Source organism: Bradyrhizobium rifense, from assembly GCF_008123425.1.
Classification (GTDB): Bacteria; Pseudomonadota; Alphaproteobacteria; order Rhizobiales; family Xanthobacteraceae; genus Bradyrhizobium; species Bradyrhizobium rifense.
This window is the reverse complement of the sequence record NZ_VSSS01000089.1, coordinates 36,527-61,698: the sequence shown is the minus strand read 5'-3', so window position 1 is coordinate 61,698 and position 25,172 is coordinate 36,527. Positions and strand designations below refer to the sequence as shown.

The window sequence follows — 25,172 nt, the reverse complement described above, 5'->3', positions numbered from 1 at the left end:
CGCCGGGCCGCAACCAGGACATCTCCAGTAGGCTCACTGGGTGTTCTTCTCGCTCTGCGACATGATCTCCGGCGCCGTGAAGTTGACGCCGCAGGGCGTGAACTGGTTCGGCGCGAAGAAATTTGCGTTGAGGTCCGGCCAGTAATTGGTGCCGGGCTTCAGATCCTTGTAGGTCGCAACCGGAATCGGGATCGAGATGAGCTGCGGCATCACGTTGCCTTGCAGCGCGGAGATCGCCGCCTTGGTGGCGATGGCGACCAGCGCCGGAGACTGGCCGTAGGACATGCCCTTGAGCCCGTCCTTGGCGTGATCGGCGATCTGCTTGCGGTACTCGTTCTCACCCTCGCCCGACATCGGGACGAAGGGATGCTTCGCCGACATCAGCGCCTGCACGGTGCCGTCGGAGCCGCCTTGCGTGAACACGCCGTCGAAATGGCCGTGCACCGCGAGCGCGTCCGCCGTCACCTTCTGCGAGGTGCCGGTATCCCAATTGCCGACCACTTCGGTGATCTTGAAGCTGTTGCCCGAAGCTTCCATGACCTCGCGGAAGCCGAGATGGCGGTCACGGTCGACCGAATTGCCCGGCAGGCCGCGGACTTCGAGGATGTCGCCCGCCTTCTTGCCGCTCTCGTCGATGAGCCACTTCGCCGACATGCGCCCCATTTCCTTCTGGTCCTCGTTGACCATCATCACCTTGTCGGTGTCGAGGACGTTGTCGAAGGGAACCACGACCACGTTGTTCTTGTCGGCGAGGCGGATGATGCGGTCGAAGCCATCGGGGGCCACTGCGATGGTGACAATCGCGTCGAATCCCTGATTGATGAAGTCCTCCATCGCGCCGAGTTGCGCTGCAACATCGGTGCCGGTCGAGACGACCTTGAACTCCTTGATGTTCTCCTTGATGCCCGGCTGCGCGGCGAAGGCCTTTGCGGTCTTCACCATCTGAATGCGCCAGGTGTTGCCGACGAAGCCGTTGACGAGCGCGATCTTGTAGGGACCGGGCTTCTTGTCCCACTGGAAGAACTTGGTTTGAGCAGACCAGGGCTTGAAGCAACCGGGATCGGCGCCCGGACCGGATACGACCTTCGGCCCTGCCAAGGCACTGACCGGGGACAGCAGCAGGCCAACGCAAGCGAGCCCCGCAAAACGAAGCGTCCACACCATGTCTCTTCTCCTGAGCTTTTTGTTTCGACCCTTAAAGCGGCGCGATGGCCAAGCCGGGAATTGGGCTTCCCGTGCAATTTACCTCGCTAGGATGGCACGCAACCTCCGATGTGCACAAGCCGAATGCCAGCCGTTCAGCCTGATCAGCGGCGGACGCGCTGCAGCGAAACCATCACAATCACGGGAGACGATGTCCGTGTTGGAGCGAAGCTGAAAGCCCACGCACGACAAGCGGATGTTCGCGTCCGGCATGATGCAGAGCAATCGAACGATCCGTGGTGAGGGGCAGCGGAGCGGTCGCTTCCTGAGCGCTCCGCAAAAAGAATGATACTCAGGGAAAAATGCCGAACTGCTCGCGGACGGCCGCGATTTGCCTGGTGCGGTGCATGTTGACTTTCACGAGCACCCTCCAAATACTCACCAAAAAGCATAAAATCAGTCGCAAACGACGGTTCGGAGGGAGGGAGGGATAGGATGCCGACTTCACGCAGGCAGCTGCTGAAGGGTACGGCGGCTGCCGCCGCCACACTCAGCCTCGATTGGACCCGGGCCCAGGCGCAAGCCGAGAATTTGCGCATCGGCCTGATCTACGATCTCACCGGCCCGTTTGCCGCGGGCGGCTCGGTCGCCTCCTCGGTCGGCGCGCAGATCGCCATCGATCTCGTCAACGAGAAAGGCGGCATCGGCGGCAAGACCAAGATCGTGCCGGTCTCCGCCGACTCCCAGAGCAAGGCCGACGTTGCCATCAACGAAGCCGAGCGGCTGATCAGCCAGGAGAAGATCGACATCATCAACGGCGTCTATTCCAGCGCGCATGCCGTGCCGATGGCGGCGAAGGTCGAGCAGCAGAAGAAGATCCTCTGGATCACGACCGCGGTGTCGACCGCCGTGTTCAAGGACAAGAACCTGCAATACGTCTTTCGCGCGCAGATCCATTCCGACCAGTACGGCCAGGCCTTTGCCGGCTTCATCGCCGAGCACGCCAAGGGCAAGCTCGGCATGGACCCCAAGGAGGTCAAGGTCGCGCTGATCCACGAGGACGGTCCCTATGGCGTCGGCGTCGCCGCCGCAGACGAGGCCTATGCCAAGGAGGCGGGCATTCAGGTGGTGCTGCGCGAGGGCTATTCGGCCTCCGCGCCCGATCTCTCGGTGCTCGTCACCAAACTCAAGCGCGCCAAGGTCGATGTGATCTCGCACGCCGGCTACAACCCTGACATCACCCTGTTCCTGCGCCAGGCGCGCGAGAGCGGATTGCGTTTCAGGATGCTGTTCGGCGCCGGCGCCGGTTACAGCCAGCTCGACAAGCTGCGCACCGCCTTCGGCGCCGACATCGACAATTTCTGCAACATCGATCCGGTGCCGGCGCAACTGCTCGATCCGTCCAAGCTCGCGCCCGGCATGGGCGATCTGATCAAGACCATGGTCACGCGCTACCAGGCCAAGACCGGCGCCACCGACGTGCCGCCGCACTGCTCGATGGGTTTCAATCAGACCTGGGTGCTGCTCAACAACGTGCTGCCGGTCGCCAAGGAAAAGTACGGCAGCTTCGAGCCGGAGGCCATTCGCAAGGCCGCGCTCGATGTCGACATCCCCGCAGGTGGCACCATCCAGGGCTACGGCGTGAAATTCTTCCCGCCGGGCACGCCGCTCTCCGGCCAGAACGAACGCTCGACGCCAGTGGTGATGCAGAACGCCGGCGAGCACATCTCGGTGGTGTGGCCGACCAACATCCGTACCCAGGATCCGGTGTTTCCGCTGCCGAAGGGCTCGACCTACGGGACGTAGCGAGCGCGCGGCGATGACGGTGCGCTCCCTCGCTCCGCTTGCAGGGCGAGGTGAACTGCGGCGCCGCCCGTGCCTGACAACTCTACCCGCCGCAACAATCGCGTTGCAGGCCGGAGCGTTTGCACCCAGCAGTCATTCTTTTCGCGCTGTAGTTGGATTTTCGACCACAGAGCAACTCGTGCTGGTTGTGAGACGAAGTCTCTTTGAAACAAAAGCTTTCTAAAGTGTGATCTGGCTAACGAGCCCCGCCTCGTTTCGTACGTACAAGCCGATCAGCCAATCGCGCTCAGCATTGGCCCAACCGGCAAATCGGCTCGCATTTCGAAGCCGTCCAGCGCGGATCAGACATTTTCGGATCGTGAATTCCAGCGATGGGGGTGACAATGCCCGCCATATTCGAACTGCTCTACAAGGAATTTTGCCGCGCTCGCCTTGCCGAGATGCGCAAGCAGCTTCTGCTCATCGGCAAACATCCAAAACTTTTTCTGCCGGAAGACGATCCTGCCGATCCGGATGGGACGGACCCGCAACACGAAGCCGAAGCGAAGCGCGTCCGGGAATAATCGCGTCACGGCAACGGTATTTTAGATCGGCAGTACATTTCCAGGAGGCAACATTGAATACGCCCGAAGTCTATGCTGCGTCGATTGCCTGCCTCTCTTGCCTGACCATTGTCGTGATGATGGCTGTCGGAGCCTGGTAGGCGGCGGAATTGGTAGCAGCGAACGCGCGGCGTCCTACAACACCACCCGCCGTCCCTCTTCCGCCGCCCAATAACCGGCATAGTTCACCTTGATCGTCTCGTAGGCCAGCGCGAGATCCGACAGCGGCTGCCGTCCGGTGGCGGCGCATTCCATGCAATCCTGGATCTCCTGGAGATAGCCGCGCGTCCATTCCTCCTCGAGACAGACATATTGCCAGCCGGTTTTGCGATCGACCTTCTCGGTGATGTAGACCGGGGCGAGCTTCTCCTCGGAAGTCTGGTAGCTCATCAGATGGTTGTTCGGGGTGATGTTGGCGAACAGCGAGCCGCCGCTGGTGTAGGTCTCGATCAGATTGCGTACACCGCCCATGATCATGTCGCCGGAGAACACGGTGGCCTTGGTGCCGTCGGAGAAGGTCGCCGTCAGCGTGCCCCAATCCTCGACGTCGACCGGGTTGGCCTTGATGTAAGTCCGCTCCTCCGGCTTGAGACCGGCCGTGACGTTGCCGACATCGCCGGTGACGCCGGCAACCCTGATGGTCTCGCCACGCGCCTTCGCTTCCACCTGCTTGAGATAGAGCACGGCCGAGAGCGGATGGCAGCCCATCCGGATCAGCGAGCCGCCGCCGGTCATCGCCCATTGCGCGGCATGCGCCGCGTGCGAGCCGGAATGGCTCTCCTCGCCCTTCATGAACAAAATCTTGTCTTTCGTCGCCTTGAGGATCTCGGCGGTCTTGGTCACGGCCGGCGCGTAGATCCAGTCCTCGGCATACATGAACAGTTTTCCGGTGCGCTCGATCGCGGCACGCGTTGCGTCCATCTCCTCGAGCACGCGTTCATACATCAGCGCCTTCGGCACGTGCTTGCCGATCGGCTCCCTGTCACCGTTGCGGCCGAAATAGCCGGCAAACGGCTTCTCGCAGATGACGTGCTTGCCGGCCTGCATGGCTGCGACGATCATCTCGGCATGAAGGTTGGGCGGCGTGCAGATGTCGATGACATCGAGCGCGCGGTCTGCGATCAATTCCGAAAAACTGCGATAGACCCGCGGGATGTTATGACGGGCGGCAAATTCGACGACGTGATCGCCGCGCGCGGCGACCGCCGCAACCTCGACGTCGATACCGTAGACGCGCCGGAACGCGTACATATGCAGCTCCGACACGAAGCCGCAGCCGACGAGTCCGACCCTAATTCTGGCCATAGCGCCCCTCCCCTTGCTTTGGGCGGCACTATAGCGCGCTGAAGGAGCTATTCCACCGAGACCCGCACCACGCCTGCGCTCATCATGCCGAGCGCGCGGGCGGCGGGCACCGAGAGATCAACGATGCGGCCGCGGATGAAGGGACCGCGGTCATTGACGCGGCATTGAATGCTCCGTCCGCTGTAGGACACCTTGAGCACGCTGCCGAACGGACGCGTACGATGCGCGCAGGTCAGTTCGCCGCTCTTCGCGGCTTTCCCGTATCCATAATATGAGGCAAGTCCGCTTTCGGCATGGGCGACGGAAAATGCAGAAAGCGAGAAAGTGATCAGGTAAAACAATAATGTTGGCTGCGCTCGCACGGCACCGCTCCCGGTTAGCCCTGCCCCCGCTGCAACGTCGCCCAGTTCCCGTTGGTTCCGGGAACACTGCCGGGCGACGCCAGGCAGTGCCATCACACATTGTTACGACCTGTGAAATACCCCGCCTGCGGCAAGACGCCACCGCACCTTTCGCTGCCCTGCGCCAGCCTGATCTGTTGATCCTGATCAATGGTCTGGAGGTCCAGCCGTAGGCTGATGACCTCTCACTCTAAGACGACGGGAGCTCAGCATGACATATCGCAAGCCGACAATGCTGCTACTGGCTGCATTGATAGCCGGCCTTGGACTATCCGGTTCATTTGAGTGGTCGCCGACCGAAGGACTCGCGCTGTCGGTCAGCAGCGCAGAGGCCAGGGTCGGACGTCCCCTGACGCCTGTCAGCGTGGCCGGCGTTGCGCGTCGCACCACACGACGTGCCGTCGTAGGCGGCGCTGCCGTTGGCGCGGCCGCAGTAGGCACCGGATGCGTTCGCGTGCTTGTCAACGGATCCTATGTCTGTCGGTGACGGGCGAGGCTGAAATCGCCTGAGGAGATAGATTGCCGCCGTGTCGGGTTGTCTGGCCCGACACGACCGAACTCCCTCGTAGCAATCAACGCTTGTGAAAGACCAGCGTGCGCACCTCGATGCTCTCACGCGGCGCGGCATCGGCCGGTGTGGTCGGATCGACGAAGGCGGTGTGCGGCCCGAAGCGGGTGCGGCCGTCGGTTGCCGAGTCATAGCATTTGAGCAGCAAGGCCTCGTCCGCCGTCATCTCGGGGAAATAGAACCAGCGGTGGTTCGGATTGTACTTCACCGAATAGGTCTCGCCGCGACGGTTGGGATAGATCAGGTCGGAGGCGACGAGATCGTCGGGCGACACCGTGGTGCCGTCGACCATTGCGAGCGGTGAATCGCGCAAGGGGCCGCGGATCGGTCGCCAGAGATTGATCACCTGGACGCGGCCCTTGAGCAGCTCATCGGCTTCATCAGGCAGATGCTCGCGCACGCGGTTGGCGCCGGAGACAGCGGTCTGGTCGACGTGGACGCGGGTCGCGGGCTGGCGCGGACCACCGTCGCGAATGTCGGCGGCGCCCTCGACGCGCCTCCGCACTGTGTGATCGAAGATTACGACGCGATCAGCTTTCAACGTCGCGCGGAGGAAAGCCTCGACGGCTGGATAGTAGACCGCCCGTATCTCTTCGTCGTTGTAAAAGTCCTTCACCTGATTGGGATGGCGCACCAGCGCAAAACCTTCGCGATCGAGCGAGATATTGTTCGCGATCAGTCTCGCATCGAAGATCGGCACCTGGTGCGGCTCCGGCAGCGATGTGCTTTTGGGTTCACCCGGCGGCGGATCGAAAGCATAGGTGCGTGGTTTGCCGGACACCGGCGCGAGGTAGTTGAGTTCAGCAGTGACGAAGGGAAGCGATTCGATTTTTGTTTCTTGCAGGCCCATGGCCGGTCTCCCGATGTGGTCGTCCATTTGATTTTTGACGGGACGGACGGCGGTGCAAGAGGTGCGATGCAAATAGCAATGAGAGTGTTGCCGCGACGCGGGAATGCAGAAGGAATGTTTCGGAGGTGCGGATCGGGTTAGAAACGCCGTCCTCACCTCACAGGCGCTTGATGACGTTGTGATATCTCGTGCCCCGGACGCAGCGCATCACGCAGTGGTGCGCTGCTGAGCCGGGGCCCATCTAACCGAGAGCAAGACGTACGGCTACAACCCCGCCCTCGCGATCGCATCCGTAAACGATCGATCGACCACCTCCGCGGCATCGAGCTTCTGCTTGATCAGGCCCCAGCGGAAATACAGATCGATCGTGCTCTGCTCGTCCGCGACGACGCCGTCGTCGATCGGCGCGATGCGGATTTTTGCGCGCGAGAGCCAGTTCTGCGGCACCGCGGTCGGGATGTTCATCAGCTTGCCCCAGGTTTCCGCATAACCGTTGGCGTTGGTCATTGACCATGCTCGCGCGACCGTGAGGCGGCGGACGAAGTCGGTCAGCTCGGCGCGCTTGTCGCGAATCGCATCCGGCCGCGCCACCTGAAAGCTCAGCCCCGGCGTCAGGCCCTCCGCGGTGATGACGCGGCGTGACTTGAACACCACCTCTTCCTGGCTGACGTATGGCTCCCAGGTCGACCACGCATCGACCGAGCCTTGCGTGTAGGCGATCTTGGCGTCCGACGGCGCCAGGAACGCGATCTGCACGTCGCTCGCAGCCCACCCGTTCTTTTCCAGTGCAGCGAGGATCAGCTGATGGCCGATCGAGCCGCGGCCCGTCGCGATCTTCTTGCCGCGGAGATCCACAAAGCTCCTGATCGACGAATTTTCGGGCACGAGGATCGCGAGCCCCTCGCCGGTTTGCCGGATCGCGGCGATCGCCTTCACCGGCGCGCCGGAGGCGGCGGCGAAGGTGAAGGGCGCGTCGCCGACGAGACCGGTCTCGATCGCACCGGCGCTCAGTGCCTCCAGCAGCGGCGCGGCCGCCGGAAACTCCTTCCACTCGATCTTGTAGGGGACATCCTTGAGCACACCGGCGGCTTCCATCACCGCCTGCGAATTGCCCTTCTGGTCGCCGACGCGCAGCGTGGTCTGCGCGGCCGCGAGATCAGCGCCCGCAAATGCGAGCGCTGCTGCAACAATGAACCGGATCATTCCGCCGCGATCCCCCGCTGCTGGTCGCGCTCGGCGATCAGCTTGCGCGTCAGCGGGATCAGCTCGCGGCCGTAGTCGATGGCATCCGGAAGCGGATCGAAGCCGCGGATCAGGAAGTGGCTGACGCCGAGATCGTAATAATCGGCGAAGACTTCCGCGACCTGCTCGGGCGTGCCGACCAGCGCGGTGGTGTTGCTGTTGGCGCCGGTGAGCTTTGCGATCTCGGTCCACAGCCGCTTGTCGATGCGCGCGCCCTGGTCGGCCGCCGCCAGCAGCCGCTTGGCGCCCTCGGTCGCGTGATTGGGCCGGCGATAGCCGGTCTGGTCCTGCAGCGCGGTGGCGCGCTCGAGGATCCCTTCGGCCTTCTGCCAGGCCTTCTCCTCGGTATCGGCCAGGATCGGCCGCACCGACAGGCTGAAGCGCGGGCTTGGCCGCCCGTGCTTCGCGGCTGCCGCACGCACGCGCGCGGTCACATCGCGCACCTGGGCATAGGATTCACCCCACAGCGCAAAAGTGTCGGCATGCTTGCCCGAGACCTCGATCGCGGCGTCCGAGCCGCCGCCGACGAAGGTGTAGATACCGCCCTTCTGCAGCGGCTTCACCTGCGAGAAGCCGTTCTCGACGGTGTAATACTTGCCGCTGTAGTTGAACGGCTTCTCGCTGGTCCATTCCAGCCGTACGATGTCGAGGAATTCGCTGGTGCGGGCGTAACGCTCGTCCTTGTCGTCGAGCGTGTTGCCGTCCTGGCGCAGTTCGATGGCGTTGCCGCCGGTGATGACGTGCAGCGAGACGCGGCCATCATAGAGCTGGTCCAGCGTGGCGAGCTGGCGCGCCAGCAGCGTCGGCGCGGTGAAGCCCGGGCGCTGCGCGATCATCACCTTGAGATTCTTCGTGATGGTCAGCACGTGCTGGGCGATTTGCAGCGCATCCGGCGTGGTCGAATGAAACGCCAGCAGCGCGCGGTCGAAGCCGGCAAGCTCATGCGCCTTCGCCACCGTCTCGATATAGTGCGGATCGAGCACCGGCCCCTGGCGCACGATGGTTTCGGAAGCGTCGCTGTTTGCGATAAAGCCGATGAACTCGACCGACATGATGGTCTCCCTGTTGTTTTCTGAAAGCTAAAGGCCCAATGCGGCGCGGCCGAGGCCGATGCGCGTGGCATCGTCCTGCGGCGTGTGCACGCGCCCGCACAGGACATCGCGATAGTGCCGCTCCAGCGGATTGGTCCGGCTGAGCCCATGATTGCCGGTCAGCGACAAGGCATCCTCGACCGCGGCGACGGCATTGTTGGTGACCGTCAGCTTGACGACGTTGGATTCGCCGGTGGAGAGATCGACGCCGTCGTCGAAATCGCGGGCAAATGTGTCGAGCAGTCGCGCATTGACCGCGAGCCTGACCTCGATGGCACCGAGGATCTCCTGCGCGCGCGGCAAGGTCGCAAGCGGTGCGCCGAGGCTGGCGGGAACGCGCTGCTTCAGGAACTGAACGAACCAGTCCCGTGCCGCACGGGCAACGCCGTCATAGATCGCGGCGACGAAGACCGTATGGACGGTCGCCTGCGTGATGTCGCGCGCATTCCAATCCGCGGGCTTGCGAATATCGACCTCGGCATCGAGCGGGATCACGACATCGTCGAAGATGACGTCGTGGCTGCCGCTGGCGCGCAGGCCGTGATGATCCCAGGTCTCGACGATGCGCGTGCCCGGCAGGCCCGCCGGCACCAGGAACTGGCCGACGCGCGGCTCCGCCTCGTCGGTCCGGGCCCAGACCAGGTACCATTTCAGGATCGGCGAGCCCGTCGAATAGATCTTGTGGCCGGTCAGGCGCCAGCCGGTTTCGGTGCGGCGCGCAATCGTCGCCGGCAATCCGCCGCGCGACGGTGAACCAAGCTCGGGCTCGACCCGCAATGCATTGACGAGCGCGACGCCGTCGACCGTCTCGCGCGCAAGCTTGCGCGACAGCTTTGCCGGCCAGGTCGGGCTTCGCCCCATCACGAGATGGTTGATGTAGTGCATCGACAGCACCAGCGCGGTCGACGGATCGGCCTTGCCGATGATGCCGAGGACGCGCGCGGTGTATCGTGCGCCCGCGCCGGCCCCGCCGAGCGCGGCCGGCACCGTCAGCGACAGCAGGCCGGCCTCGGACAGCTCGCGGAAATTCTCGAAAGGAAAGCTGCCGGTGCGGTCATGCTCGGCCGCGCGCGCGGCAAAGCCCGGCGCAAGCGCCTCGGCGCGCGCGATGTAGTCGGGCTCGCTATGCGCCACTCGTCCCTGAGCTGCAGAAGTCACCATGTCGCATCCAATCCCAAGAGACCAAGAATTTGACGGCGCAGATCGGCCAGATATGGGTCGCCGCGATGACGTCGGTCGAGGCCCGATCCAGCGCGCTTGTCGTCGTTGCCCATCAGCCCCACTCCTGAGTTGGGATGGCTCCACCATTCGCGCACCGCTTCGCGTTGCGCATGTTCCGTGCGGAGCTGCGTTGAGAGAATCTTTTTCGCAGGCGCTTCCGGCGCCGCGTTGATGCGATGCGCAAATCATGCGGTGCGCCTGCCGCATCGTCAATGAAATGGAATTTCTAATGTGGCGCGATGCGAAGTCATTCTCTCCATCAGCGCGCGCAGGAACGATGCAACGATTTCAGCTGGTGCATCATCCGGCAGTGGTACACCGCGACTCCCGCGATCTGCTCCATTGTTGCGCATATTCTGCCGCACACGCCGCGCATTCTCGAAAGCGGCGCCACACTGAAACGTCATTGCCCGACGCATCCGCAATACGGATAGCCATTTCATTGACTGCGCACCGCGCAATCATAGACTCGATCGTCTTACTGCATCACGCGCTCACGTGTCGTGAGCCAAGGTAACAAGCAGGCAACAAGACAGATCACATGAGCATCAATTCCCACGACCATTCCATCACGCGCCGGTTGGCAGCCTCGCTGTTTGCCGCAGCCGTCACCTTGTCGACGGCAGCCGCGTCGTTCGCGGCCGACACGGTCGTGCTGCGCGTCGGCGACCAGAAGGGCGGCAACCGCTCGCTGCTGGAGATCTCGGGTTACGCCAAGGACCTGCCGTACAGAATCGAATGGTCGGAATTCCCGGCGGCAGCACCAATCCTGGAAGCGCTCAACGCCGGCGCGCTCGACGTCGGCTACACCGGCGATCTTTCCTTCCTGTCGGTCTATGCGGCCGGTGCGCCGATCAAGGCGATCGGCGGCACCAAGTCGGACGCGAAGACGCAAGCGATCCTGGTGCGCCAGGATTCGCCGATCAAGTCGGCCGCCGACCTCAAGGGAAAGCGCCTCGCCGGCACGCGCGGCGGCTGGGGACAGTTCCTGATCGACGCGACGCTGGAGAAAGCGCAGATCAAGCTCGAGGACGCGACCTTCGCGCCGCTCGGCCCTGTCGATGCCAAGGTCGCGCTGGTGGCCGGCTCGATCGACGCCTGGGCGGTGTGGGAGCCCTACGTCTCGTTCGCCACGCTGAAGGACAAGGCGCGCGTGATCGCCGACGGCGACGGCCTGACGCCGACCATCACCTTCATCGTCGCCACCGACAGCGCCATCGCCACCAAGCGCGCGGCGGTGCAGGACCTGCTGCAGCGGCTGAACAAGGCGCGGCTGTGGTCGCTCGATCACATCAGTGAATACGCCAAGAGCACGGCCGAACTCACAAAACTGCCCGAGGATGTGCTGCTGTCAGCCTACACCGCACAGCGCACCAGTCCGATTCCGATCGACGAGAACGTCGTGAAGGAGGTGCAGGAAGCATCCGACCGCTCGACGCGCTACGGCATCCTGCCGAAGACGCTCGACGTCAGCAAAGCCGTCGACCGCAGCTTCACCGCCGCGGCCGCGGGATCGAACTAGCGCGGGGCGGCGAGATGCGCAGGATTCGCCCCAAAGCCGGCCCGCTGCATCTCGCCGCAATCGTGCTCGCGCATCTCGCCTGCATGAGCCTGATCGTGTGGCTGTCGCTCTAACCTACCAATATCCGCGGTAGTACGGGCGATACGGCCGGTAGCCGTAGCCATAGCCGTAATACGGACGGTAGGGCCGGTAATATCGCGGATAGGCCGGCCCGTAGCCGTAACCATAATAGGCCGGCGCATAGCCGTAGCCCGGCCCGTAACCGCCACCGTAATAAGGGTCGCCGCCGTAATAGCCATAAGGCCCGCTGCTGGCGATGGCGCCACCGATGATCGCGCCGGCCGCCAGGCCACCGATCCCCCAACCAAACCCGCGGCCGCGCCAATAGACCGGCGTGACGTCATCGCCGGCCGCGGCCTTCATGGTCGCGACATGGGTCGGCAGCGGGGCCGCTGACGCCTGCCCCACCTGGCCCGCCACGACCGCAGCCGTGAGCGAACAGGCAATTGTCGTTTTCCAGATATTCATCGCCTTTCTCCCTCTCTGACGTTTCGTTTTGGAAAGGATCGCGCCGCCATGATTCAGGCATCCCAGCGTTAAGTCAAAGCCTCGAATTTGCGTGCACCGCACAAGACACCACGCGTGCCCGAAATGTGATCATCCGCCGCGCCGGTATGACGCCGGTACGACGGCGCTGGAGCGTTGAGACCGGCGGGAAAGCGTTAAGCTTCCCATGCGTTCGCAACCAACAAGCACCTTCCCGATTACCTATTCGTACCGTTACTATCGGTTCCAACGATGCGCGGCCGGGAGGCGTCTCGCGAAGACCTTGGTATGCGCCTGAGTTCAGGGAGGATGACATGAGTGCCGCCGGAAATGAGCCGCTTGCCCGCCAGGCTTTGGCGTTTGTCCTGGCCGGTGGTCGCGGCAGCCGGCTGCTGGAATTGACCGACCGGCGCGCCAAACCCGCGGTCTATTTCGGCGGCAAATCCCGCATCATCGATTTCGCGCTGTCGAACGCGGTCAACTCCGGCATCCGCCGCATCGCGGTTGCCACCCAGTACAAGGCGCACAGCCTGATCCGGCATCTCCAGATGGGCTGGAACTTCTTCCGCCCCGAGCGCAACGAGAGTTTTGACATCCTGCCTGCGAGCCAGCGCGTCTCGGAGAGCATGTGGTATGTCGGCACGGCGGATGCGATCTACCAGAACATCGACATCATCGAGTCGCACAACGCCCGCTTTATCGTGGTGCTCGCCGGCGACCACATCTACAAGATGGATTACGAGGTGATGCTGCGGCAGCACGTCGACAGCGGCGCGGACGTCACCGTCGGCTGCCTGGAAATGCCCCGCGCGGAATCCTCCGGCTTCGGCATCATGCATATCGACGAGAACGGCTGGATACAGCAATTCCTCGAGAAGCCCAAGGATCCACCGCCGATGCCCGGCAAGCCGGACGTCTCGCTCGCCAGCATGGGCATCTACGTGTTCGACTCGAAATTCCTGTTCGACCAGCTCAAGCGCGACGCCGAGGATCCACACTCCAACCACGATTTCGGCAAGGACATCATTCCCTACATCGTCAAGAACGGTCGCGCTATTGCGCACCAGTTCTCGACGTCCTGCGTACGGACCGGCACCGAACCGCGCTCCTACTGGCGTGATGTCGGAACGGTCGACGCGTATTGGGCCGCCAATATCGACCTCACCGACGTGGTGCCGGAGCTCGATCTGTTCGACCGCGCCTGGCCGATCTGGTCCTATTCGGAAATCACGCCGCCAGCCAAATTCGTCCACGACGAGGAGAGCCGGCGCGGCTATGCCGTGAGCTCGCTTGTCTCGGGTGGCTGCATCATCTCCGGCGCCTCGCTGCGCCGCTCACTGCTGTTCACCGGCGTGCGCATCAACTCCTATGCCAGTGTCGAAAACGCCGTGATCATGCCCTATGTGAACGTCGGGCGCGGCGCGCGGCTGAAGAATGTCGTGATCGATCGCGGCATCGAGATCCCCGAGGGGCTTGTCGTCGGCGAGGATCCCGAGCTCGACGCCAAACGCTTCCGCACCACCGAGCAAGGCATCTCGCTGATTACGCAAACGATGATCGACAGGCTCAATACATGACGCCTGCTCGCGTCCTCGCGGTCGCTTCAGAAGTCTACCCCATCGTCAAGACCGGCGGCCTCGCGGATGTCGCCGGCGCGTTGCCGATTGCGCTGAAGGCGCACGGCGTCGAGATGCGCACGCTGATGCCGGGCTACCCGGACGTGATGCGGCGGCTTTCGGGTGCGGAAGAAATCCGGCGCTGGCCGGATTATTTCGGCGGCCCGGGCCGGCTGCTCGCGGGCTCCCATGACGGGCTCGACCTGTTCGTGCTCGACGTGCCGCATCTCTACGCGCGGCCGGGCAATCCTTACGTCACCGCCGAAGGCGTCGACTGGCCGGACAACGGCGTGCGCTTCGCGGCGCTGTCGCGCATCGCGGCCGATATCGGCCACGGTCTCGTTCCGGCCTTCGTGCCTGACGTGGTGCATGCCCATGACTGGCAGGCCGGGCTGGCGCCGGCCTATCTGCACTACGATGGCGGGGCACGGCCCGGCACCGTCATGACCATTCACAACATGGCCTATCAGGGCAAGTTCGACCGCACGCTCGCGGGCGCGATCGGGCTGCCTTGGGACGCGTCGTTCGACGTCCACGGCCTCGAATATTTCGGCAGCATCAGTTTCCTGAAGGCCGGGCTGCAACTGGCCGATCGCATCACCACGGTGTCGCCCACCTATGCGCAGGAGATCCAGAGCGACGAGGGCGGCATGGGGCTCGGCGGCCTGCTGCGCGAGCGCGCAAACGCGCTGAGCGGCATCCTCAACGGCATCGACATCTCGGTGTGGAATCCACACACCGATCCGCACATCGCCTACCGCTTCAGCGCCGAGGAGCTGTCGTTTCGTTCGGCCAACAAGGCCGCGCTGCAGCAGCGGCTCGGCCTCGACCCGCGGCCGGATGCGCTGCTGCTCGGCGTTATCAGCCGCCTGTCCTGGCAGAAGGGACTCGATCTGCTGCTGGAGTCCATGCCCACCATCCTCGGTGATGGGATGCAATTGGCGCTGCTCGGCAGCGGCGATGCCGAACTGCAGGATCGCTACCAGGGAACCGCACGCGGACATCCGGGCCGGATCGCGGCCGTGATCGGCTACGACGAAGCGCTCGCGCATCTGATCCAGGCCGGCTCTGACGCATTGATTGTGCCGTCGCGGTTCGAGCCGTGCGGGCTGACCCAGCTCTGTGCGCTGCGCTATGGCGCCGTGCCGATCGTGTCGCGCGTCGGCGGCCTCGCGGATACCGTGAACGAGACGACCGGCTTCACGTTCGGGCCCGTAACATCGGCAAATCTCTCGGCAACGCTGGGGCGCGCCAGCTTCACCTACCATGACAAGGCAACGTGGCGGCAATTGCAGCTCGCGGGCCTCGCGACCGACGTGTCCTGGCGCAACCGGGCGGGCGAGTACGCGGCACTCTATCGCGGCCTGATGGCATCCCGCAGCGCGTAGGGCGGATTCGTCTTACTGCGTCATGGGTTCTCCGCGTGCGCGTTGCGCGCGGCGGACTTGTCCGCCTTACCTCGAAGAGCGAGGGCGGAAGCGACGACCCGTGTCGCCTCGCCCGCAGCTTGCGTCGGTCAGTCGCGAATGCTACGCTTTGTAACATTACGGGTCGTCATCCAGCCGTTGTGGAGGCGAGCGGAAGAACGAGTGTGCCATGTCCAGCCGATCTGCCCGAAGCGATACGACCATCACAGCCCTCATCCCCGAGCTCGACGCGCTGGTCACGGAGGCGATGGCGGAGTGGCAGGTGCCGGCCGTGACGCTCGCCGTCGTGCAGAACGGCGAGACGGTGCTGCTCAGGGCATGCGGCCAGCGCGACGTGGAAGCCGGACTGCCCGCGACGCCAGAGACGCAGTTCCTGATCTGCTCGATCACCAAAACGTTCACCGCCACGGCGTTGGCGCTTCTGGTGGACGAGGGACGGCTCGACTGGACAAAACCGGTCCGCGACACCATTCCCGAATTCCGCCTGCAGGACGCGGTCGCGACCGAGCGCGTCACCGTGCGCGACCTGCTCAGCCACCACTCCGGCCTGCCCCGCCACGACTGGATATGGATTCCAGCCGATCTCTCGCGCAGCGAGATGATGGCGGCGCTGCGTCACCTTGAGCCGGCCCGGGACATCCGCACCGATTTTCAATACAACAATCTCGCCTACAATGCCGCTAGCCTTGTCGTCGAGCGCATCAGTGGTCAGAGCTATGAAGATTTCGTCCGCACCCGGCTTACAGATAAGTTACGGATCCCGGTCGGCTTTTCGGCCGAGGAGTACGCCGCGGCAACTGACGCCGCCGTTCCCTACCTGGTGGAACGGGGCGACCTGCGCTCGCGAAGCAAATTCCTCCCCATCACCACGACGGGCGCCGGCGCCATCGTCACCTCGGTTGCCGCCCTCGCCAACTGGATGAAATTCTTGCTGGCCGAGGGCGAATTCGCCGGCGAGCGCCTGCTGTCGTCCACGCTGATCCGGGAGATGCAGTCGCCGCGCGTCTTCGCCGGCGCTGCTGAGTGGGAAGAGTTCGGCCATTCGCATTACGGGCTGGGCTTCAACCACACCACCTACCGCGGCGAGCGCGTGGTCGGACACTCCGGCGGCTGGCTCGGCTGGAGTACGCTGATGCGCCTCATCCCGGCGCGAAACACCGGCATCGCCGTCTTCACCAACACCGGCGGCAATCTGGTGTCCAGCATCCTGATCAACCGCGTTCACGATCATCTCGCCGGCAACGAACCCGTGCCGTGGCTGGACCGCCTGCGCGACAAGCGCCGCAAAGCGCTGGCGCAGCAGAAAGCCGACGAGTCGGCGAAGCCGACGGCGCGCAAGCTGAACACGAAGCCTAGCCATGATCTCGCAGATTTTTGCGGCGCCTATGAACATCCGGCCTATGGCCGGGTGGTCATCACACAAGACGGCGACAGCCTGCACTGGGCCTGGCGCGGCACGAAGGCGAAGCTCGCACACCGGCACTACGATTCGTTCCAGCTGCCGTACGTTTTCGGAGACCTCAATCCGGACGATCTCGTGATTACCTTTGCGACCGACCGCGACGGCAACATTGCGAGTCTCTCGGCCCAGCTCGAGGTGCTGGTGCCGGACATCGTCTTCACGCGCGCCGCCGCCGGCGAATGCATGGACCCTGCGTTCCGGTTGGCCTGCGTCGGCGAATACATTCGCGGCGATCAGACCCACATCGTCACCGAGGATGGCGAGGGCCAGCTTACTCTGAAAATTCCGTTCGTGCCGCTCTACCAGCTGCGGCCCTACCAGGGCGCGACGCTCAGCATCGTCCAGCTCGACGGCTATCGCACCGAATTCCGCCGCGGCCCATCCGGCGCGATCGAGGAACTCGTGTATCACCAGCCGAACGGCACCTTCATCGCGAAGCGCAGCCCATAAGGCGGATTGGTTAGCGAAGCGAAATCCGCGACCTACGTTTTAGCCCAATGGCGGATTACGCTTACGCTAATCCGCCCTACGAGTTCTACGGATTCACCCGAACACGTACGACGCCATCGCGACGTTCGCGACCTCGTCGACGAAGACGCGCTTGCCGACGTCGCTGCCGGCGGCACCTGCGGCGACCATCAACGGCAGCAAATGATCCTCACGCGGATGGGCGAGACGCGCGCTCGGCGCGTTCTCCCAGTCCACCAGCATCGCGTTGCGGCGCGCCGGATCCGGATTGCCGATCGCCTCGTTCAGATAGGCCTCGAAATCGTACGAGACGGGCTTGGACTCCGCGCGGCCGAAACCGCGCATATTGTGATAGGTGAGCCCGCTGCCGACGATCAGAATGCCCTCGTCGCGGAGCGAGGCGATCGCCTGCCCGACCTTGATGTGCTCGGCCGCGTCGTAGCTCGACTTCAGCGACAGCAGTACGATCGGCATGTCGGCGTTCGGATACATCAGCCCAAGCGGCACGAAGGTGCCGTGGTCGAACCCCTGATTGAGATCTTCCCGGCAATCGAGGCCGGCGCGCGTGAGCAGCGCCTTCACTTCTGCCGCGAGCTCGGGCTTGCCCGGCGCCGGATATGTGATGCGGTAGGTATGCTCGGGGAAGCCGTAATAGTCGTACACCATCGGCGGATGCGCCGAGGTCGACACGGTGAAGGCGTCGGCCTCCCAATGGCCGGTGATGACGAGCACCGCCTTCGGCTTTGCGGGCAGAAGCTGCGGCAGCCGGCCGAACTCCGCGGCCGTCTTCGCATATTGCACCCGCCGGTCCTCCATGAAGGGCCAGGGGCCGCCGCCGTGGGACAGGAACAGGGTCGGAAATCGCGTCATTTGTGCCAGCTCGTCTCGTTGAACGACATGCGCGTGTAGCAGTCGCGCAATCGGCGGCGAGCATAGGCAAACCGGTATGGTTAGCAAGTCGTTAACGATTTGCCGCCCACAATCCGGCGTGGCCGAAGGAATCGGCCTGAAGACATGCGAGTCGTGAGATGAAGAAGTTTGCGCTGGGGGACGTCGTCAACAGTGACAAGGGCCGCCGCGGCGTCGTTCGCGCCGCCTACCGCTCGAAGGAAGGCCAGCAGTTCTATGCCGTCGAGAAGGACGGCGCGATGGACTATCTGGAAGAAGACCGGCTGAGCCCGGCGCCGCGCGTCGAGCTCGCGGCCTAACTCCAACTCATTTTTTGCTCTCGCGCGGGAGCCGGTCGAGACGCACCACCCAGGGGTCGTCGCCGCTCGCAATGCGATCGTTCGCGATCAGCAGCAGATGGTCGTGGTCCGCGGCCGCATCCCAATGCGGCAGCTCTGCGCCGTTGGGGTCGCCGCTCCTGGCAAAGTTGATCCAGTAGGCCCGCATGCGGCTTGCGACCTCGCGGTCCCGTCGCGAGAAGATGCCCGCACCGGGCACGCCCTCCACGCCGAAGATGAACTGCAACTCCCGCCCGTGGCCTTCGTCGGGATTGCCGCGCCGTGCTTCAGGCACATAGGCAAAGCGATAGCGGAAGGTCGGCGCGCCGCTCGCGGCATGAAGCCGGGCGAGCATTCGCACCGGCTCGGAGAAGACCTTGTCGGTGTAGAAGCTCGCCGCAACGTCGGACGGCCTCGCGGCATCGGGATAGAGCTTGCGCAGCTCGTCGATGCTCGCGCCTGAGGACGACAGCGTCTCCATGACCTCCGGCTCGCTGCCGAAACGGGTCTCGTCGTCATTCGAACCGATGATCAGGGGAATGCGGCTCTCATGTCCTGCCGCAAATCCGGCGGCGATGTCTTCCGTCACCAGGTGTCCATCCATCGCCGGCGCAAAGCTGCGTGGTGATTTCTCCAGCAGACGTTTTTCAGCCGCAAGCAGACGCGCCGGTTTGACGGCGCGCAAATCCGCCTCCTGCCCGAGCGCGGCGACAAATTGCCGGCCTACGGCCTCGGCCTCCTGCGACGAATGCAGGCGCGCGCGGCCGGGCACTGATTGCAGAATGGCTTTCTGGAAAAGATCGCGCGATTGCGCGCACAGCATCAGCAGCGCGATCGACGTTGCGCCGGCGCCGTTGCCGAACAGCGTGACGTTGTTCGCATCGCCGCCGAAGGCCGCGATGTTGTCATGCACCCAATGCAGCGCCGTGACCTGGTCGATCAGGCCGAAATTGCCGGAGCCGCCGTCCGACAGCGCGGGATGCGTCAGCCAGCCGAGCGCGCCGAGACGATAATTCAAGGTCACGACGATGAGCCCGGCCTGCGCGAACCTCGAGCCGTCGAACAGCGGATCACTGGCGGTGCCCGTAACGAAATCGCCGCCATGGATGAACACCATCACCGGCAGCGGCCCGTCGACGCCGAAGGGACGAAACACGTTGAGCGTGAGGCAATCCTCGCGCGCGGCCGGCATCGCTGGCTGGAGACAGGCCGCGGCATAATCGTAGGCCGTGCTCATCTCGGAGCTCTCGGGCAAGGCCTGCGGCGGACGCCAGCGCAGGCTGCCGACCGGCGGTGCCGCATAGGCAAGCCCCTTGAATGACGCCACCTCGCCCTCGACGGCGCCAAGCATCTGGCCTTCGCGCGTCAACGCAAATGGAAATTGGCCGACCGACTGCGCCACAGCCGCGCCGGCATAGAGCGATGCAAAGGCTGCAATGAGCGCAAGCAGGGACCGCATCTTCGGGGATCTCGATGCGCGGAAATGTTCCCCGTCAGGTTACGTCCGCAGCCAGCACCGAGGCAAGCGCTGAGGGGGCAGCTACCCGCCCTTGGCAATGATATCCGACAGCGCACGTCGCGCGATGATGCCGAGCTCGCCTAGCGTGGAGTGGCCGGATTGCGCGGCTTCGATCAGGCGCTCGGCGATGAACCTGCGGCTGTCGTGATCGCCGCCGTGCGGCAATTGGCGGCACGTCTCCTCAAGGACGACGTCCATGTTGGCTTTGGTTCGCTCACTCAACTCTGTCATGACGCCCGGTCGGTAAGCGTGGCTTGTAGCCGCAAGCATACACAGGCGAATCGTACATGATTAGCCCGGGTAATCACGGCCATTGTGCATCGCGATGCGTGCATTGAAGCAGGGTTCGCGCCGCCACGATCACGCCGCAAACGACTACCGAAGATTGCACCTGCTCTGATGACAAGCCGGGCCTGCAGGACTAGCCTGCCGGCAAAACAAAATACACGGGAGGAATACCATGCCTGACGCAATGGTCGCCGCGCGTGAGTCCAACGCGGCGAGTGGAACAGCTCAACAGGTCGATGTTGCCGTGGTCGGCGCCGGATTTGCCGGCCTCTATCTTCTCCATCGCCTGCGCAAGGCAGGAATCTCGGCTGTCGGTCTCGACGAAGCCGGCGACGTCGGCGGCACCTGGTACTGGAACCGCTATCCCGGTGCGCGCTGCGATATCCAAACCATCGACTACAGCTACACGTTCGATCCGGAACTCGACAAGGTCTGGACCTGGTCGGAGAAATACGCGGCACAGCCCGAGATCCTGCGCTATCTCGGCTTCGTCGCGGACCGCTACGATCTGCGCCGCGACATCCGCTTCAAGACCAAGGTCACCGAAGCCAATTGGGACGAGACAGCCGAGCGCTGGCAACTGAGCACCAGCAACGGCGCGCCGGTCTCCTGCCGCCATTACATCATGGCCACCGGCTGCCTCTCCGCACCAAAGCCGCCGGAGATCGACGGCGTCAAGGACTTCAAGGGCGAGATCTATTTCACCGGACGCTGGCCGCATGACGGCGTCAATCTCGCCGGAAAACGCGTTGCCGTGATCGGCACCGGATCGTCGGCCATCCAGTCGATCCCGCTGATCGCCGAGCAGGCCGCGCATCTGACCGTATTCCAGCGCACGCCGAATTTCGCGCTGCCCGCGCATAACGGCCCCTCGCCGGCCGATCGCAGAGACCTGTTCCAGAGCGACCGCGCGGCCTATCGCGAGCAGGCGCGCCAGTCGATGACCGGTGTGCCCTATCCGCAGCAAACCGTCGTGAGCTGGCAATTGAGCGATGCGGAGCGTCGTGAGCGGTTCGAACGTGCCTGGGCCGCCGGCGACCTCGTCCACATCCTGACGCAGCTCTGGGCCGACCAGGGCGTCGATTTCGACGGCAATGCGCTGATCGGCGAGCTTATCCGCGAGAAGATTCGCGCTGCCGTGAAGGATCCGGAGACGGCGGCAGCACTGATGCCGCACGATCATCCCTTTGGCGCCAAGCGTCCGTGCCTCGATACCAATTACTACGCGACCTACAACCGGCCCAACGTGACGCTGGTCAATCTGCGCCAGGAGCCGATCAAGGGGATCACCGCAGGCGGCATCACCACCGGCAAACGCAACGTCGACGTCGACGTCATCGTGTTCGCGACCGGTTTCGACGCCATGACCGGCGCGATCCGCGCCGTGCATCCGATTACGGGTCGCAACGGCAAGTCGCTCACCGATGTCTGGGCACAGGGGCCGCAGAGCTATCTCGGTCTCACGGTCGCGGGCTTCCCGAACTTCTTCATGATCACGGGGCCCGGCAGCCCGTCGGTGCTGTCGAACATGGCGGTGTCGATCGAGCAGCATGTCGACTGGGTCGTCGACCGCCTCAAAGCGCTGCGCGATGCCGGCTTCACCACGATCGAGCCGACCGAGACGGCGCAGGCCGGCTGGGGCCGGCACCTGGCCGACTGCTCGATGGTGACGCTGCACCGGCTCGCCAACACCTGGTACACGGGCGCCAACGTGCCCGGCAAGGTGCAGGGCCTGATGCCCTACACCGGCGGCGTCGGTCCCTATCGCAGCATCTGCGACGAGGTCACGAGCCGCGGCATGCTCGGCTTCAAGCTCACCGGCCCCGACGTCGCCGCACAATGCAATGACGGCGAGGTGGTGCGGCTGCAGCCGGACGTACGGCTGGTGCTGAACCTGCTGACGTCGCTGAACCTGCCGCCGATCGAATCGATGGGCGCAATCGGCGCGCGCGCCTTCGTCGACGAGTTCAACAAGGGCCGGCCTGCGGGACGGCTGATCGGCGACATCGTCGACGGCACCCTGCCCGGCGCGGACGGCCCGCTGCCTTATCGCGTCTACAAGCCGGCCACGCCGGGACCGCACCAGGTTGTGGTCTATTTCCACGGCGGCGGCTGGGTGCTCGGCGACGAGCAGTCGGACGAGCCGTTCTGCCGCGACATGGTGCGGCGGACCGGCATGACCTTCGTCAGCGTCGGCTATCGCCACGCGCCGGAGCATCGCTTCCCGACGGCGGCCGAGGACGGCTATGCAGCGACGCGCTGGATCGCCGAGCATCTCACCGAGCTCGGCGGCAAGCCGGGACCGGTGCTGGTCGCAGGCTGGAGCGCCGGCGGCAACATTGCCGCCGTCACCTGCCAGCTCGCGCGCGACCGCGGCGGGCCCGAGATCGCCGGCCAGTTGCTGGTGTGTCCGGTCACCGACTGCAGCTTCGACCGTCCGTCCTACAACGACAATGCGACGGGCTACTTCCTGACGCGGTCGCTGATGTACTGGTTCTGGGATCTCTACTGCTCGCCGGCCGACCGCACCGATCCGCGCGTCTCGCCGCTGCGCGGCAAGGTCGCCGGCCTGCCGCCGGCCTTCGTCGTCACCTGCGAGTTCGATCCGCTGCGCGACGAGGGCATCGCCTATGCGGACGCGATGGCGGCGGCAGGCGTGCCGGTCGAGCAGCTCAAGGCGCGCGGCCATTTCCACTCGTCCTTTCCGATGGTCGATGTGGTGATCACCGGCGTCCAGGGACGGACGCAGATGGCAGGGGCCTTGCGGCGCTTTGCGGGGCTTCCGCCGGAGGTCAGCCGCGGCGACGACACCAGCCAGGGCCATGACAGCCCGGGGCACAAGATCGCTGCGGCCGCGAGTTAAGAAGCCATCGGCCGGGAACCTTTTCCCGGCCGCCGCGTTATGGACGCGTGGCTTTGAGATGCAACGATTTGGTATGGGCCCCGGCACGCTAGTTTGCGTGCTGGGGTTCTTTTTGCGTGAGGCGGGGACGATGGGTGGCGTATCAGTTGATTCAAAGGTCGATTTCACCGCGCACGCCGTGCTGCATAAGTGGCCATCGCTCGGAAACCAGCGCCGGCCGGACCGGGCGTCCTATCAGGTGAGCGAAGGCACGCTCGACGAGTGCATCTCGGCCTTCATGGAGAAGCCCGCGCCGACCCGGCATCTCTATGACATCCACACGGCGCCGCAGCCGCCGCTGGTCACGGACATCCTCTCGCCCGAGCACATCGCGGAGCTGTCGCGGCTACGTGAATATCTCTGACGGCGTCGCCGCGACGGGCTTCTCAAAAAAGTAGGAACCTTCTTCCGGTTTTTCCCGTTAACGCGGATCGGAAGTTAAGAGTCAAAGCCAAGGCGTGAGTGCCTGAGATGCTTGAAGCCGTACCCAGTCAAAACGTGCCCTATGGCGCAGACCAGACCCTGTTCGTGGTGATCGATCGCCGCGACAAAGGAAAAGAAATTCGCGTCGAACGATATGACCTCGACACGACGATCAGCGAGCTCGTCGCCGGTTGTTTCAACGATCCCATCAAGGTGATCTCGTTCAACACGCTCGAGCACTGGATGAAGGACATCTCGATTGACGTCGCCGGCGAAATTCGCGCGCGTTGCGACATCGACGGCATCCGGCTTCCCGACTATCTCAGCGACTTCGTCGAAAGCCATAGCTGAGCGCGTTGTCCTCGCGACACGCTTCAAAGCGCAGGCAACAAAAAGGCGCCGCTTGGGCTGCCGGCGTTATCTGCTGACAGGCGTCAGCCGCGCCGTCTTCCGGCGATGACCTCGATCTCGCGGCGGCGTTCGCCGGCGAAGGTCAGGAGCTTTTCGATCGTCAGCGTATCCGTGATCCGTTTGGCAAGTCGCTCGGCGCGCGCAGCCTGATCTTCAAGATACTGGATCGTGTTCAAGCGCCGTCTCCCCCATAGCCCCAATTTGTTTGGGCAGCCATGGTGCGTGAGAAGCGGCTAACAGCCGGTTAAGCGGCGTCATCTCGGATCGATGAATTGCGCTCTATCGCACGACGTCGAGCCGGACATTGGTGATGCCCTTGTCGACCATGCCGAGCGCCTCGGCCGCGGACGGCGAGATGTCGACCACGCGTCCGCGAACGAAGGGCCCGCGATCGTTGACCCTGACGGTCACGGCGCGGCCGGAGGAGACGTCGGTGACGCGCAGCTTGGTGCCGAACGGCAGGCTCGGATGCGCCGCCGTCAATTCGTTCTTGTCGAACTTCTCGCCGCTCGCTGTCTCCGTATCCGAATAGAAGCTCGCAACGCCCTGCGAGGCAGTCGACTTGGCGCTGGCTATGTCATGAGACCGATGCGGCCGGTAGATCGGGCGCGGATGCAGCGCCGCCACCCTGTGCGGACGCTCGATCGCGGTTTGCCTCGTGGTCGGAGCGAGATCAGCCCTCTGCCGGCCGGCGGGTGATTGCGCGCACGCAGCGAGCGAGGCGGCTCCGATGATGACGAGGAGCAACCGGCTCGAGGTTGCCAGCGAAATCCGGGCAGTTTCGGTATGTGCAATGCAAGACATGATGCGCCCTCCGAACACGCCTAAGTTTCGGTGGGCAATGAGGGCAGAACCTTGGCTGAACAAAAGCGGCCTTGCGGCCACCATCGTTTCGCGCCGGATGTGATGAATCCACCACAGTTAACTGTCCTGAATCGAGACAAATCAGCGAAAAATCAGCCTGATACGACGCGCCAGATGATCGGGCGCGTCTCCGGCTGTGCCTCGCCGGCCTCGACGTCGCTCCTGATGAGCCGCATCAGTTCGCGCCGATAGAGCAGCCGCCAGCCGGTTTTCAGGCTGGCGAGAAAGTCGAGCTCCCGTTGCGTCAGCATACACATGATGAACCCGGT

General features: G+C 64.1%; 26 protein-coding genes. 11 read left to right on the top strand and 15 right to left on the bottom strand.

The window, feature by feature from the left end:
• Nucleotides 1-33: 33 nt before the first annotated feature.
• Nucleotides 34-1,164 carry a sugar ABC transporter substrate-binding protein gene (locus tag FXB40_RS44400; RefSeq protein WP_148778553.1) on the bottom strand — a complete coding sequence of 377 codons (1,131 nt, stop codon included), beginning with the start codon at nt 1,162-1,164 and terminating at the stop codon, nt 34-36.
• A 474-nt stretch (nt 1,165-1,638) separates the two neighbouring features.
• Between FXB40_RS44400 and FXB40_RS44395 the strand changes: the two genes are divergently transcribed.
• Together FXB40_RS44395 and FXB40_RS44390 are read left to right on the top strand one after the other, a co-directional pair.
• Complete coding sequence (locus FXB40_RS44395; protein WP_148778552.1) at nt 1,639-2,949, top strand: ABC transporter substrate-binding protein; 1,311 nt, start codon at nt 1,639-1,641, stop codon at nt 2,947-2,949.
• Nucleotides 2,950-3,320: 371 nt separating this feature from the next.
• The gene (locus FXB40_RS44390; protein WP_148778551.1) at nt 3,321-3,512 is read left to right on the top strand and encodes a hypothetical protein; all 192 of its coding nucleotides are present in this window, start codon (nt 3,321-3,323) and stop codon (nt 3,510-3,512) included.
• 174 nt (nt 3,513-3,686) lie between these two features.
• Here the strand turns inward: FXB40_RS44390 and FXB40_RS44385 are convergent, their stop codons facing one another.
• Both FXB40_RS44385 and FXB40_RS44380 read right to left on the bottom strand, forming a co-directional pair.
• Nucleotides 3,687-4,856 carry a Gfo/Idh/MocA family protein gene (locus FXB40_RS44385; protein ID WP_148778550.1) on the bottom strand — a complete coding sequence of 390 codons (1,170 nt, stop codon included), beginning with the start codon at nt 4,854-4,856 and terminating at the stop codon, nt 3,687-3,689.
• A 47-nt stretch (nt 4,857-4,903) separates the two neighbouring features.
• On the bottom strand, nt 4,904-5,218 hold the full coding sequence (locus tag FXB40_RS44380; protein ID WP_148778549.1) for a septal ring lytic transglycosylase RlpA family protein: 315 nt from the start codon (nt 5,216-5,218) through the stop codon (nt 4,904-4,906).
• Nucleotides 5,219-5,468: 250 nt separating this feature from the next.
• Between FXB40_RS44380 and FXB40_RS49695 the strand changes: the two genes are divergently transcribed.
• Complete coding sequence (locus tag FXB40_RS49695; RefSeq protein WP_148778548.1) at nt 5,469-5,744, top strand: hypothetical protein; 276 nt, start codon at nt 5,469-5,471, stop codon at nt 5,742-5,744.
• A gap of 85 nt (nt 5,745-5,829) precedes the next feature.
• Here the strand turns inward: FXB40_RS49695 and FXB40_RS44370 are convergent, their stop codons facing one another.
• The 5 genes from FXB40_RS44370 to FXB40_RS44350 all read right to left on the bottom strand — a co-directional run bounded on the left by FXB40_RS44370 (nt 5,830) and on the right by FXB40_RS44350 (nt 10,672).
• Nucleotides 5,830-6,675, bottom strand: a complete 846-nt coding sequence (locus FXB40_RS44370; RefSeq protein WP_148778547.1) for a CmcJ/NvfI family oxidoreductase — start codon at nt 6,673-6,675, stop codon at nt 5,830-5,832.
• Nucleotides 6,676-6,939: 264 nt separating this feature from the next.
• Nucleotides 6,940-7,878 carry an ABC transporter substrate-binding protein gene (locus FXB40_RS44365; protein WP_148778546.1) on the bottom strand — a complete coding sequence of 313 codons (939 nt, stop codon included), beginning with the start codon at nt 7,876-7,878 and terminating at the stop codon, nt 6,940-6,942.
• The gene (locus FXB40_RS44360; protein WP_148778545.1) at nt 7,875-8,969 is read right to left on the bottom strand and encodes an LLM class flavin-dependent oxidoreductase; all 1,095 of its coding nucleotides are present in this window, start codon (nt 8,967-8,969) and stop codon (nt 7,875-7,877) included. Before FXB40_RS44360 ends, FXB40_RS44365 begins: the two co-directional genes overlap by 4 nt.
• A gap of 27 nt (nt 8,970-8,996) precedes the next feature.
• The gene (locus tag FXB40_RS44355; RefSeq protein WP_148778544.1) at nt 8,997-10,169 is read right to left on the bottom strand and encodes an acyl-CoA dehydrogenase family protein; all 1,173 of its coding nucleotides are present in this window, start codon (nt 10,167-10,169) and stop codon (nt 8,997-8,999) included.
• A gap of 269 nt (nt 10,170-10,438) precedes the next feature.
• Nucleotides 10,439-10,672: a hypothetical protein gene (locus tag FXB40_RS44350; protein ID WP_148778543.1), complete on the bottom strand. Its 234-nt coding sequence runs from the start codon at nt 10,670-10,672 to the stop codon at nt 10,439-10,441.
• Between the two features lie 98 nt (nt 10,673-10,770).
• Between FXB40_RS44350 and FXB40_RS44345 the strand changes: the two genes are divergently transcribed.
• Nucleotides 10,771-11,751, top strand: a complete 981-nt coding sequence (locus FXB40_RS44345) for an ABC transporter substrate-binding protein (RefSeq protein ID WP_148778542.1) — start codon at nt 10,771-10,773, stop codon at nt 11,749-11,751.
• Between the two features lie 114 nt (nt 11,752-11,865).
• On the opposite strand, the gene FXB40_RS44340 is transcribed toward FXB40_RS44345, so the two are convergent.
• The gene (locus FXB40_RS44340) at nt 11,866-12,279 is read right to left on the bottom strand and encodes a hypothetical protein (protein ID WP_148778541.1); all 414 of its coding nucleotides are present in this window, start codon (nt 12,277-12,279) and stop codon (nt 11,866-11,868) included.
• Nucleotides 12,280-12,611: 332 nt separating this feature from the next.
• On the opposite strand from FXB40_RS44340, the gene glgC reads away from it, so the two are divergent.
• The 3 genes from glgC (at nt 12,612) to FXB40_RS44325 (ending at nt 17,252) form a co-directional block, all read left to right on the top strand.
• Nucleotides 12,612-13,874, top strand: a complete 1,263-nt coding sequence (gene glgC / locus FXB40_RS44335; RefSeq protein WP_148778540.1) for a glucose-1-phosphate adenylyltransferase — start codon at nt 12,612-12,614, stop codon at nt 13,872-13,874.
• On the top strand, nt 13,871-15,301 hold the full coding sequence (gene glgA, locus FXB40_RS44330; protein WP_148778539.1) for a glycogen synthase GlgA: 1,431 nt from the start codon (nt 13,871-13,873) through the stop codon (nt 15,299-15,301). The genes glgC and glgA overlap by 4 nt, the downstream gene beginning before the upstream one ends.
• Before the next feature lie 208 nt (nt 15,302-15,509).
• Nucleotides 15,510-17,252 (top strand): serine hydrolase, encoded by a 1,743-nt coding sequence (locus tag FXB40_RS44325; protein ID WP_148778538.1) that lies wholly within the window; start codon nt 15,510-15,512, stop codon nt 17,250-17,252.
• A 93-nt stretch (nt 17,253-17,345) separates the two neighbouring features.
• Here FXB40_RS44325 and FXB40_RS44320 read toward each other — a convergent pair whose 3' ends face one another.
• Nucleotides 17,346-18,140, bottom strand: coding sequence for a DODA-type extradiol aromatic ring-opening family dioxygenase (locus tag FXB40_RS44320; protein WP_148778537.1), 795 nt, complete (start codon nt 18,138-18,140; stop codon nt 17,346-17,348).
• 158 nt (nt 18,141-18,298) lie between these two features.
• Between FXB40_RS44320 and FXB40_RS44315 the strand changes: the two genes are divergently transcribed.
• Entirely contained in the window at nt 18,299-18,478 is a 180-nt protein-coding gene (locus tag FXB40_RS44315) for a hypothetical protein (protein ID WP_027519499.1), read from the top strand.
• Between the two features lie 7 nt (nt 18,479-18,485).
• On the opposite strand, the gene FXB40_RS44310 is transcribed toward FXB40_RS44315, so the two are convergent.
• Together FXB40_RS44310 and FXB40_RS44305 are read right to left on the bottom strand one after the other, a co-directional pair.
• The gene (locus FXB40_RS44310) at nt 18,486-19,955 is read right to left on the bottom strand and encodes a carboxylesterase/lipase family protein (RefSeq protein WP_148778536.1); all 1,470 of its coding nucleotides are present in this window, start codon (nt 19,953-19,955) and stop codon (nt 18,486-18,488) included.
• Between the two features lie 81 nt (nt 19,956-20,036).
• Entirely contained in the window at nt 20,037-20,285 is a 249-nt protein-coding gene (locus tag FXB40_RS44305) for a hypothetical protein (RefSeq protein WP_148778535.1), read from the bottom strand.
• 190 nt (nt 20,286-20,475) lie between these two features.
• Here FXB40_RS44305 and FXB40_RS44300 point away from each other — a divergent pair, with 190 nt between their 5' ends.
• The 3 genes from FXB40_RS44300 to FXB40_RS44290 all read left to right on the top strand — a co-directional run bounded on the left by FXB40_RS44300 (nt 20,476) and on the right by FXB40_RS44290 (nt 23,979).
• Nucleotides 20,476-23,166 carry a flavin-containing monooxygenase gene (locus tag FXB40_RS44300; protein WP_148778534.1) on the top strand — a complete coding sequence of 897 codons (2,691 nt, stop codon included), beginning with the start codon at nt 20,476-20,478 and terminating at the stop codon, nt 23,164-23,166.
• 130 nt (nt 23,167-23,296) lie between these two features.
• Nucleotides 23,297-23,569, top strand: a complete 273-nt coding sequence (locus FXB40_RS44295; protein ID WP_148778533.1) for a hypothetical protein — start codon at nt 23,297-23,299, stop codon at nt 23,567-23,569.
• 107 nt (nt 23,570-23,676) lie between these two features.
• Nucleotides 23,677-23,979 (top strand): hypothetical protein, encoded by a 303-nt coding sequence (locus tag FXB40_RS44290; protein ID WP_148778532.1) that lies wholly within the window; start codon nt 23,677-23,679, stop codon nt 23,977-23,979.
• An 83-nt stretch (nt 23,980-24,062) separates the two neighbouring features.
• On the opposite strand, the gene FXB40_RS48525 is transcribed toward FXB40_RS44290, so the two are convergent.
• The 3 genes from FXB40_RS48525 to FXB40_RS48520 all read right to left on the bottom strand — a co-directional run bounded on the left by FXB40_RS48525 (nt 24,063) and on the right by FXB40_RS48520 (nt 25,154).
• The gene (locus FXB40_RS48525) at nt 24,063-24,215 is read right to left on the bottom strand and encodes a hypothetical protein (protein WP_187437560.1); all 153 of its coding nucleotides are present in this window, start codon (nt 24,213-24,215) and stop codon (nt 24,063-24,065) included.
• Nucleotides 24,216-24,318: 103 nt separating this feature from the next.
• Nucleotides 24,319-24,843 (bottom strand): septal ring lytic transglycosylase RlpA family protein, encoded by a 525-nt coding sequence (locus tag FXB40_RS44285; protein WP_148778531.1) that lies wholly within the window; start codon nt 24,841-24,843, stop codon nt 24,319-24,321.
• 152 nt (nt 24,844-24,995) lie between these two features.
• Nucleotides 24,996-25,154: a hypothetical protein gene (locus FXB40_RS48520; RefSeq protein WP_187437559.1), complete on the bottom strand. Its 159-nt coding sequence runs from the start codon at nt 25,152-25,154 to the stop codon at nt 24,996-24,998.
• Nucleotides 25,155-25,172 lie beyond the last annotated feature (18 nt).

What these genes read in the sequence shown, in the direction of transcription:
- FXB40_RS44295 (WP_148778533.1), top strand. Translation starts at nt 23,297, where the DNA reads ATGGGTGGCGTATCAGTTGATTCAAAGGTCGATTTCACCGCGCACGCC.
- FXB40_RS44345 (WP_148778542.1), top strand. Translation starts at nt 10,771, where the DNA reads ATGAGCATCAATTCCCACGACCATTCCATCACGCGCCGGTTGGCAGCC.
- FXB40_RS44315 (WP_027519499.1), top strand. Translation starts at nt 18,299, where the DNA reads ATGAAGAAGTTTGCGCTGGGGGACGTCGTCAACAGTGACAAGGGCCGC.
- FXB40_RS48520 (WP_187437559.1), bottom strand. Translation starts at nt 25,154, where the DNA reads ATGCTGACGCAACGGGAGCTCGACTTTCTCGCCAGCCTGAAAACCGGC.
- FXB40_RS44300 (WP_148778534.1), top strand. Translation starts at nt 20,476, where the DNA reads ATGCCTGACGCAATGGTCGCCGCGCGTGAGTCCAACGCGGCGAGTGGA.
- FXB40_RS44290 (WP_148778532.1), top strand. Translation starts at nt 23,677, where the DNA reads ATGCTTGAAGCCGTACCCAGTCAAAACGTGCCCTATGGCGCAGACCAG.
- FXB40_RS44390 (WP_148778551.1), top strand. Translation starts at nt 3,321, where the DNA reads ATGGGGGTGACAATGCCCGCCATATTCGAACTGCTCTACAAGGAATTT.
- FXB40_RS44360 (WP_148778545.1), bottom strand. Translation starts at nt 8,969, where the DNA reads ATGTCGGTCGAGTTCATCGGCTTTATCGCAAACAGCGACGCTTCCGAA.
- FXB40_RS44350 (WP_148778543.1), bottom strand. Translation starts at nt 10,672, where the DNA reads ATGAAATGGCTATCCGTATTGCGGATGCGTCGGGCAATGACGTTTCAG.
- glgA (WP_148778539.1), top strand. Translation starts at nt 13,871, where the DNA reads ATGACGCCTGCTCGCGTCCTCGCGGTCGCTTCAGAAGTCTACCCCATC.
- FXB40_RS44305 (WP_148778535.1), bottom strand. Translation starts at nt 20,285, where the DNA reads ATGCTTGCGGCTACAAGCCACGCTTACCGACCGGGCGTCATGACAGAG.
- FXB40_RS44340 (WP_148778541.1), bottom strand. Translation starts at nt 12,279, where the DNA reads ATGAATATCTGGAAAACGACAATTGCCTGTTCGCTCACGGCTGCGGTC.
- FXB40_RS49695 (WP_148778548.1), top strand. Translation starts at nt 5,469, where the DNA reads ATGACATATCGCAAGCCGACAATGCTGCTACTGGCTGCATTGATAGCC.
- FXB40_RS44285 (WP_148778531.1), bottom strand. Translation starts at nt 24,843, where the DNA reads ATGTCTTGCATTGCACATACCGAAACTGCCCGGATTTCGCTGGCAACC.
- FXB40_RS44400 (WP_148778553.1), bottom strand. Translation starts at nt 1,164, where the DNA reads ATGGTGTGGACGCTTCGTTTTGCGGGGCTCGCTTGCGTTGGCCTGCTG.
- FXB40_RS44325 (WP_148778538.1), top strand. Translation starts at nt 15,510, where the DNA reads ATGTCCAGCCGATCTGCCCGAAGCGATACGACCATCACAGCCCTCATC.
- FXB40_RS44320 (WP_148778537.1), bottom strand. Translation starts at nt 18,140, where the DNA reads ATGACGCGATTTCCGACCCTGTTCCTGTCCCACGGCGGCGGCCCCTGG.
- FXB40_RS44310 (WP_148778536.1), bottom strand. Translation starts at nt 19,955, where the DNA reads ATGCGGTCCCTGCTTGCGCTCATTGCAGCCTTTGCATCGCTCTATGCC.
- glgC (WP_148778540.1), top strand. Translation starts at nt 12,612, where the DNA reads ATGAGTGCCGCCGGAAATGAGCCGCTTGCCCGCCAGGCTTTGGCGTTT.
- FXB40_RS44385 (WP_148778550.1), bottom strand. Translation starts at nt 4,856, where the DNA reads ATGGCCAGAATTAGGGTCGGACTCGTCGGCTGCGGCTTCGTGTCGGAG.
- FXB40_RS44370 (WP_148778547.1), bottom strand. Translation starts at nt 6,675, where the DNA reads ATGGGCCTGCAAGAAACAAAAATCGAATCGCTTCCCTTCGTCACTGCT.
- FXB40_RS44355 (WP_148778544.1), bottom strand. Translation starts at nt 10,169, where the DNA reads ATGGTGACTTCTGCAGCTCAGGGACGAGTGGCGCATAGCGAGCCCGAC.
- FXB40_RS44395 (WP_148778552.1), top strand. Translation starts at nt 1,639, where the DNA reads ATGCCGACTTCACGCAGGCAGCTGCTGAAGGGTACGGCGGCTGCCGCC.
- FXB40_RS44365 (WP_148778546.1), bottom strand. Translation starts at nt 7,878, where the DNA reads ATGATCCGGTTCATTGTTGCAGCAGCGCTCGCATTTGCGGGCGCTGAT.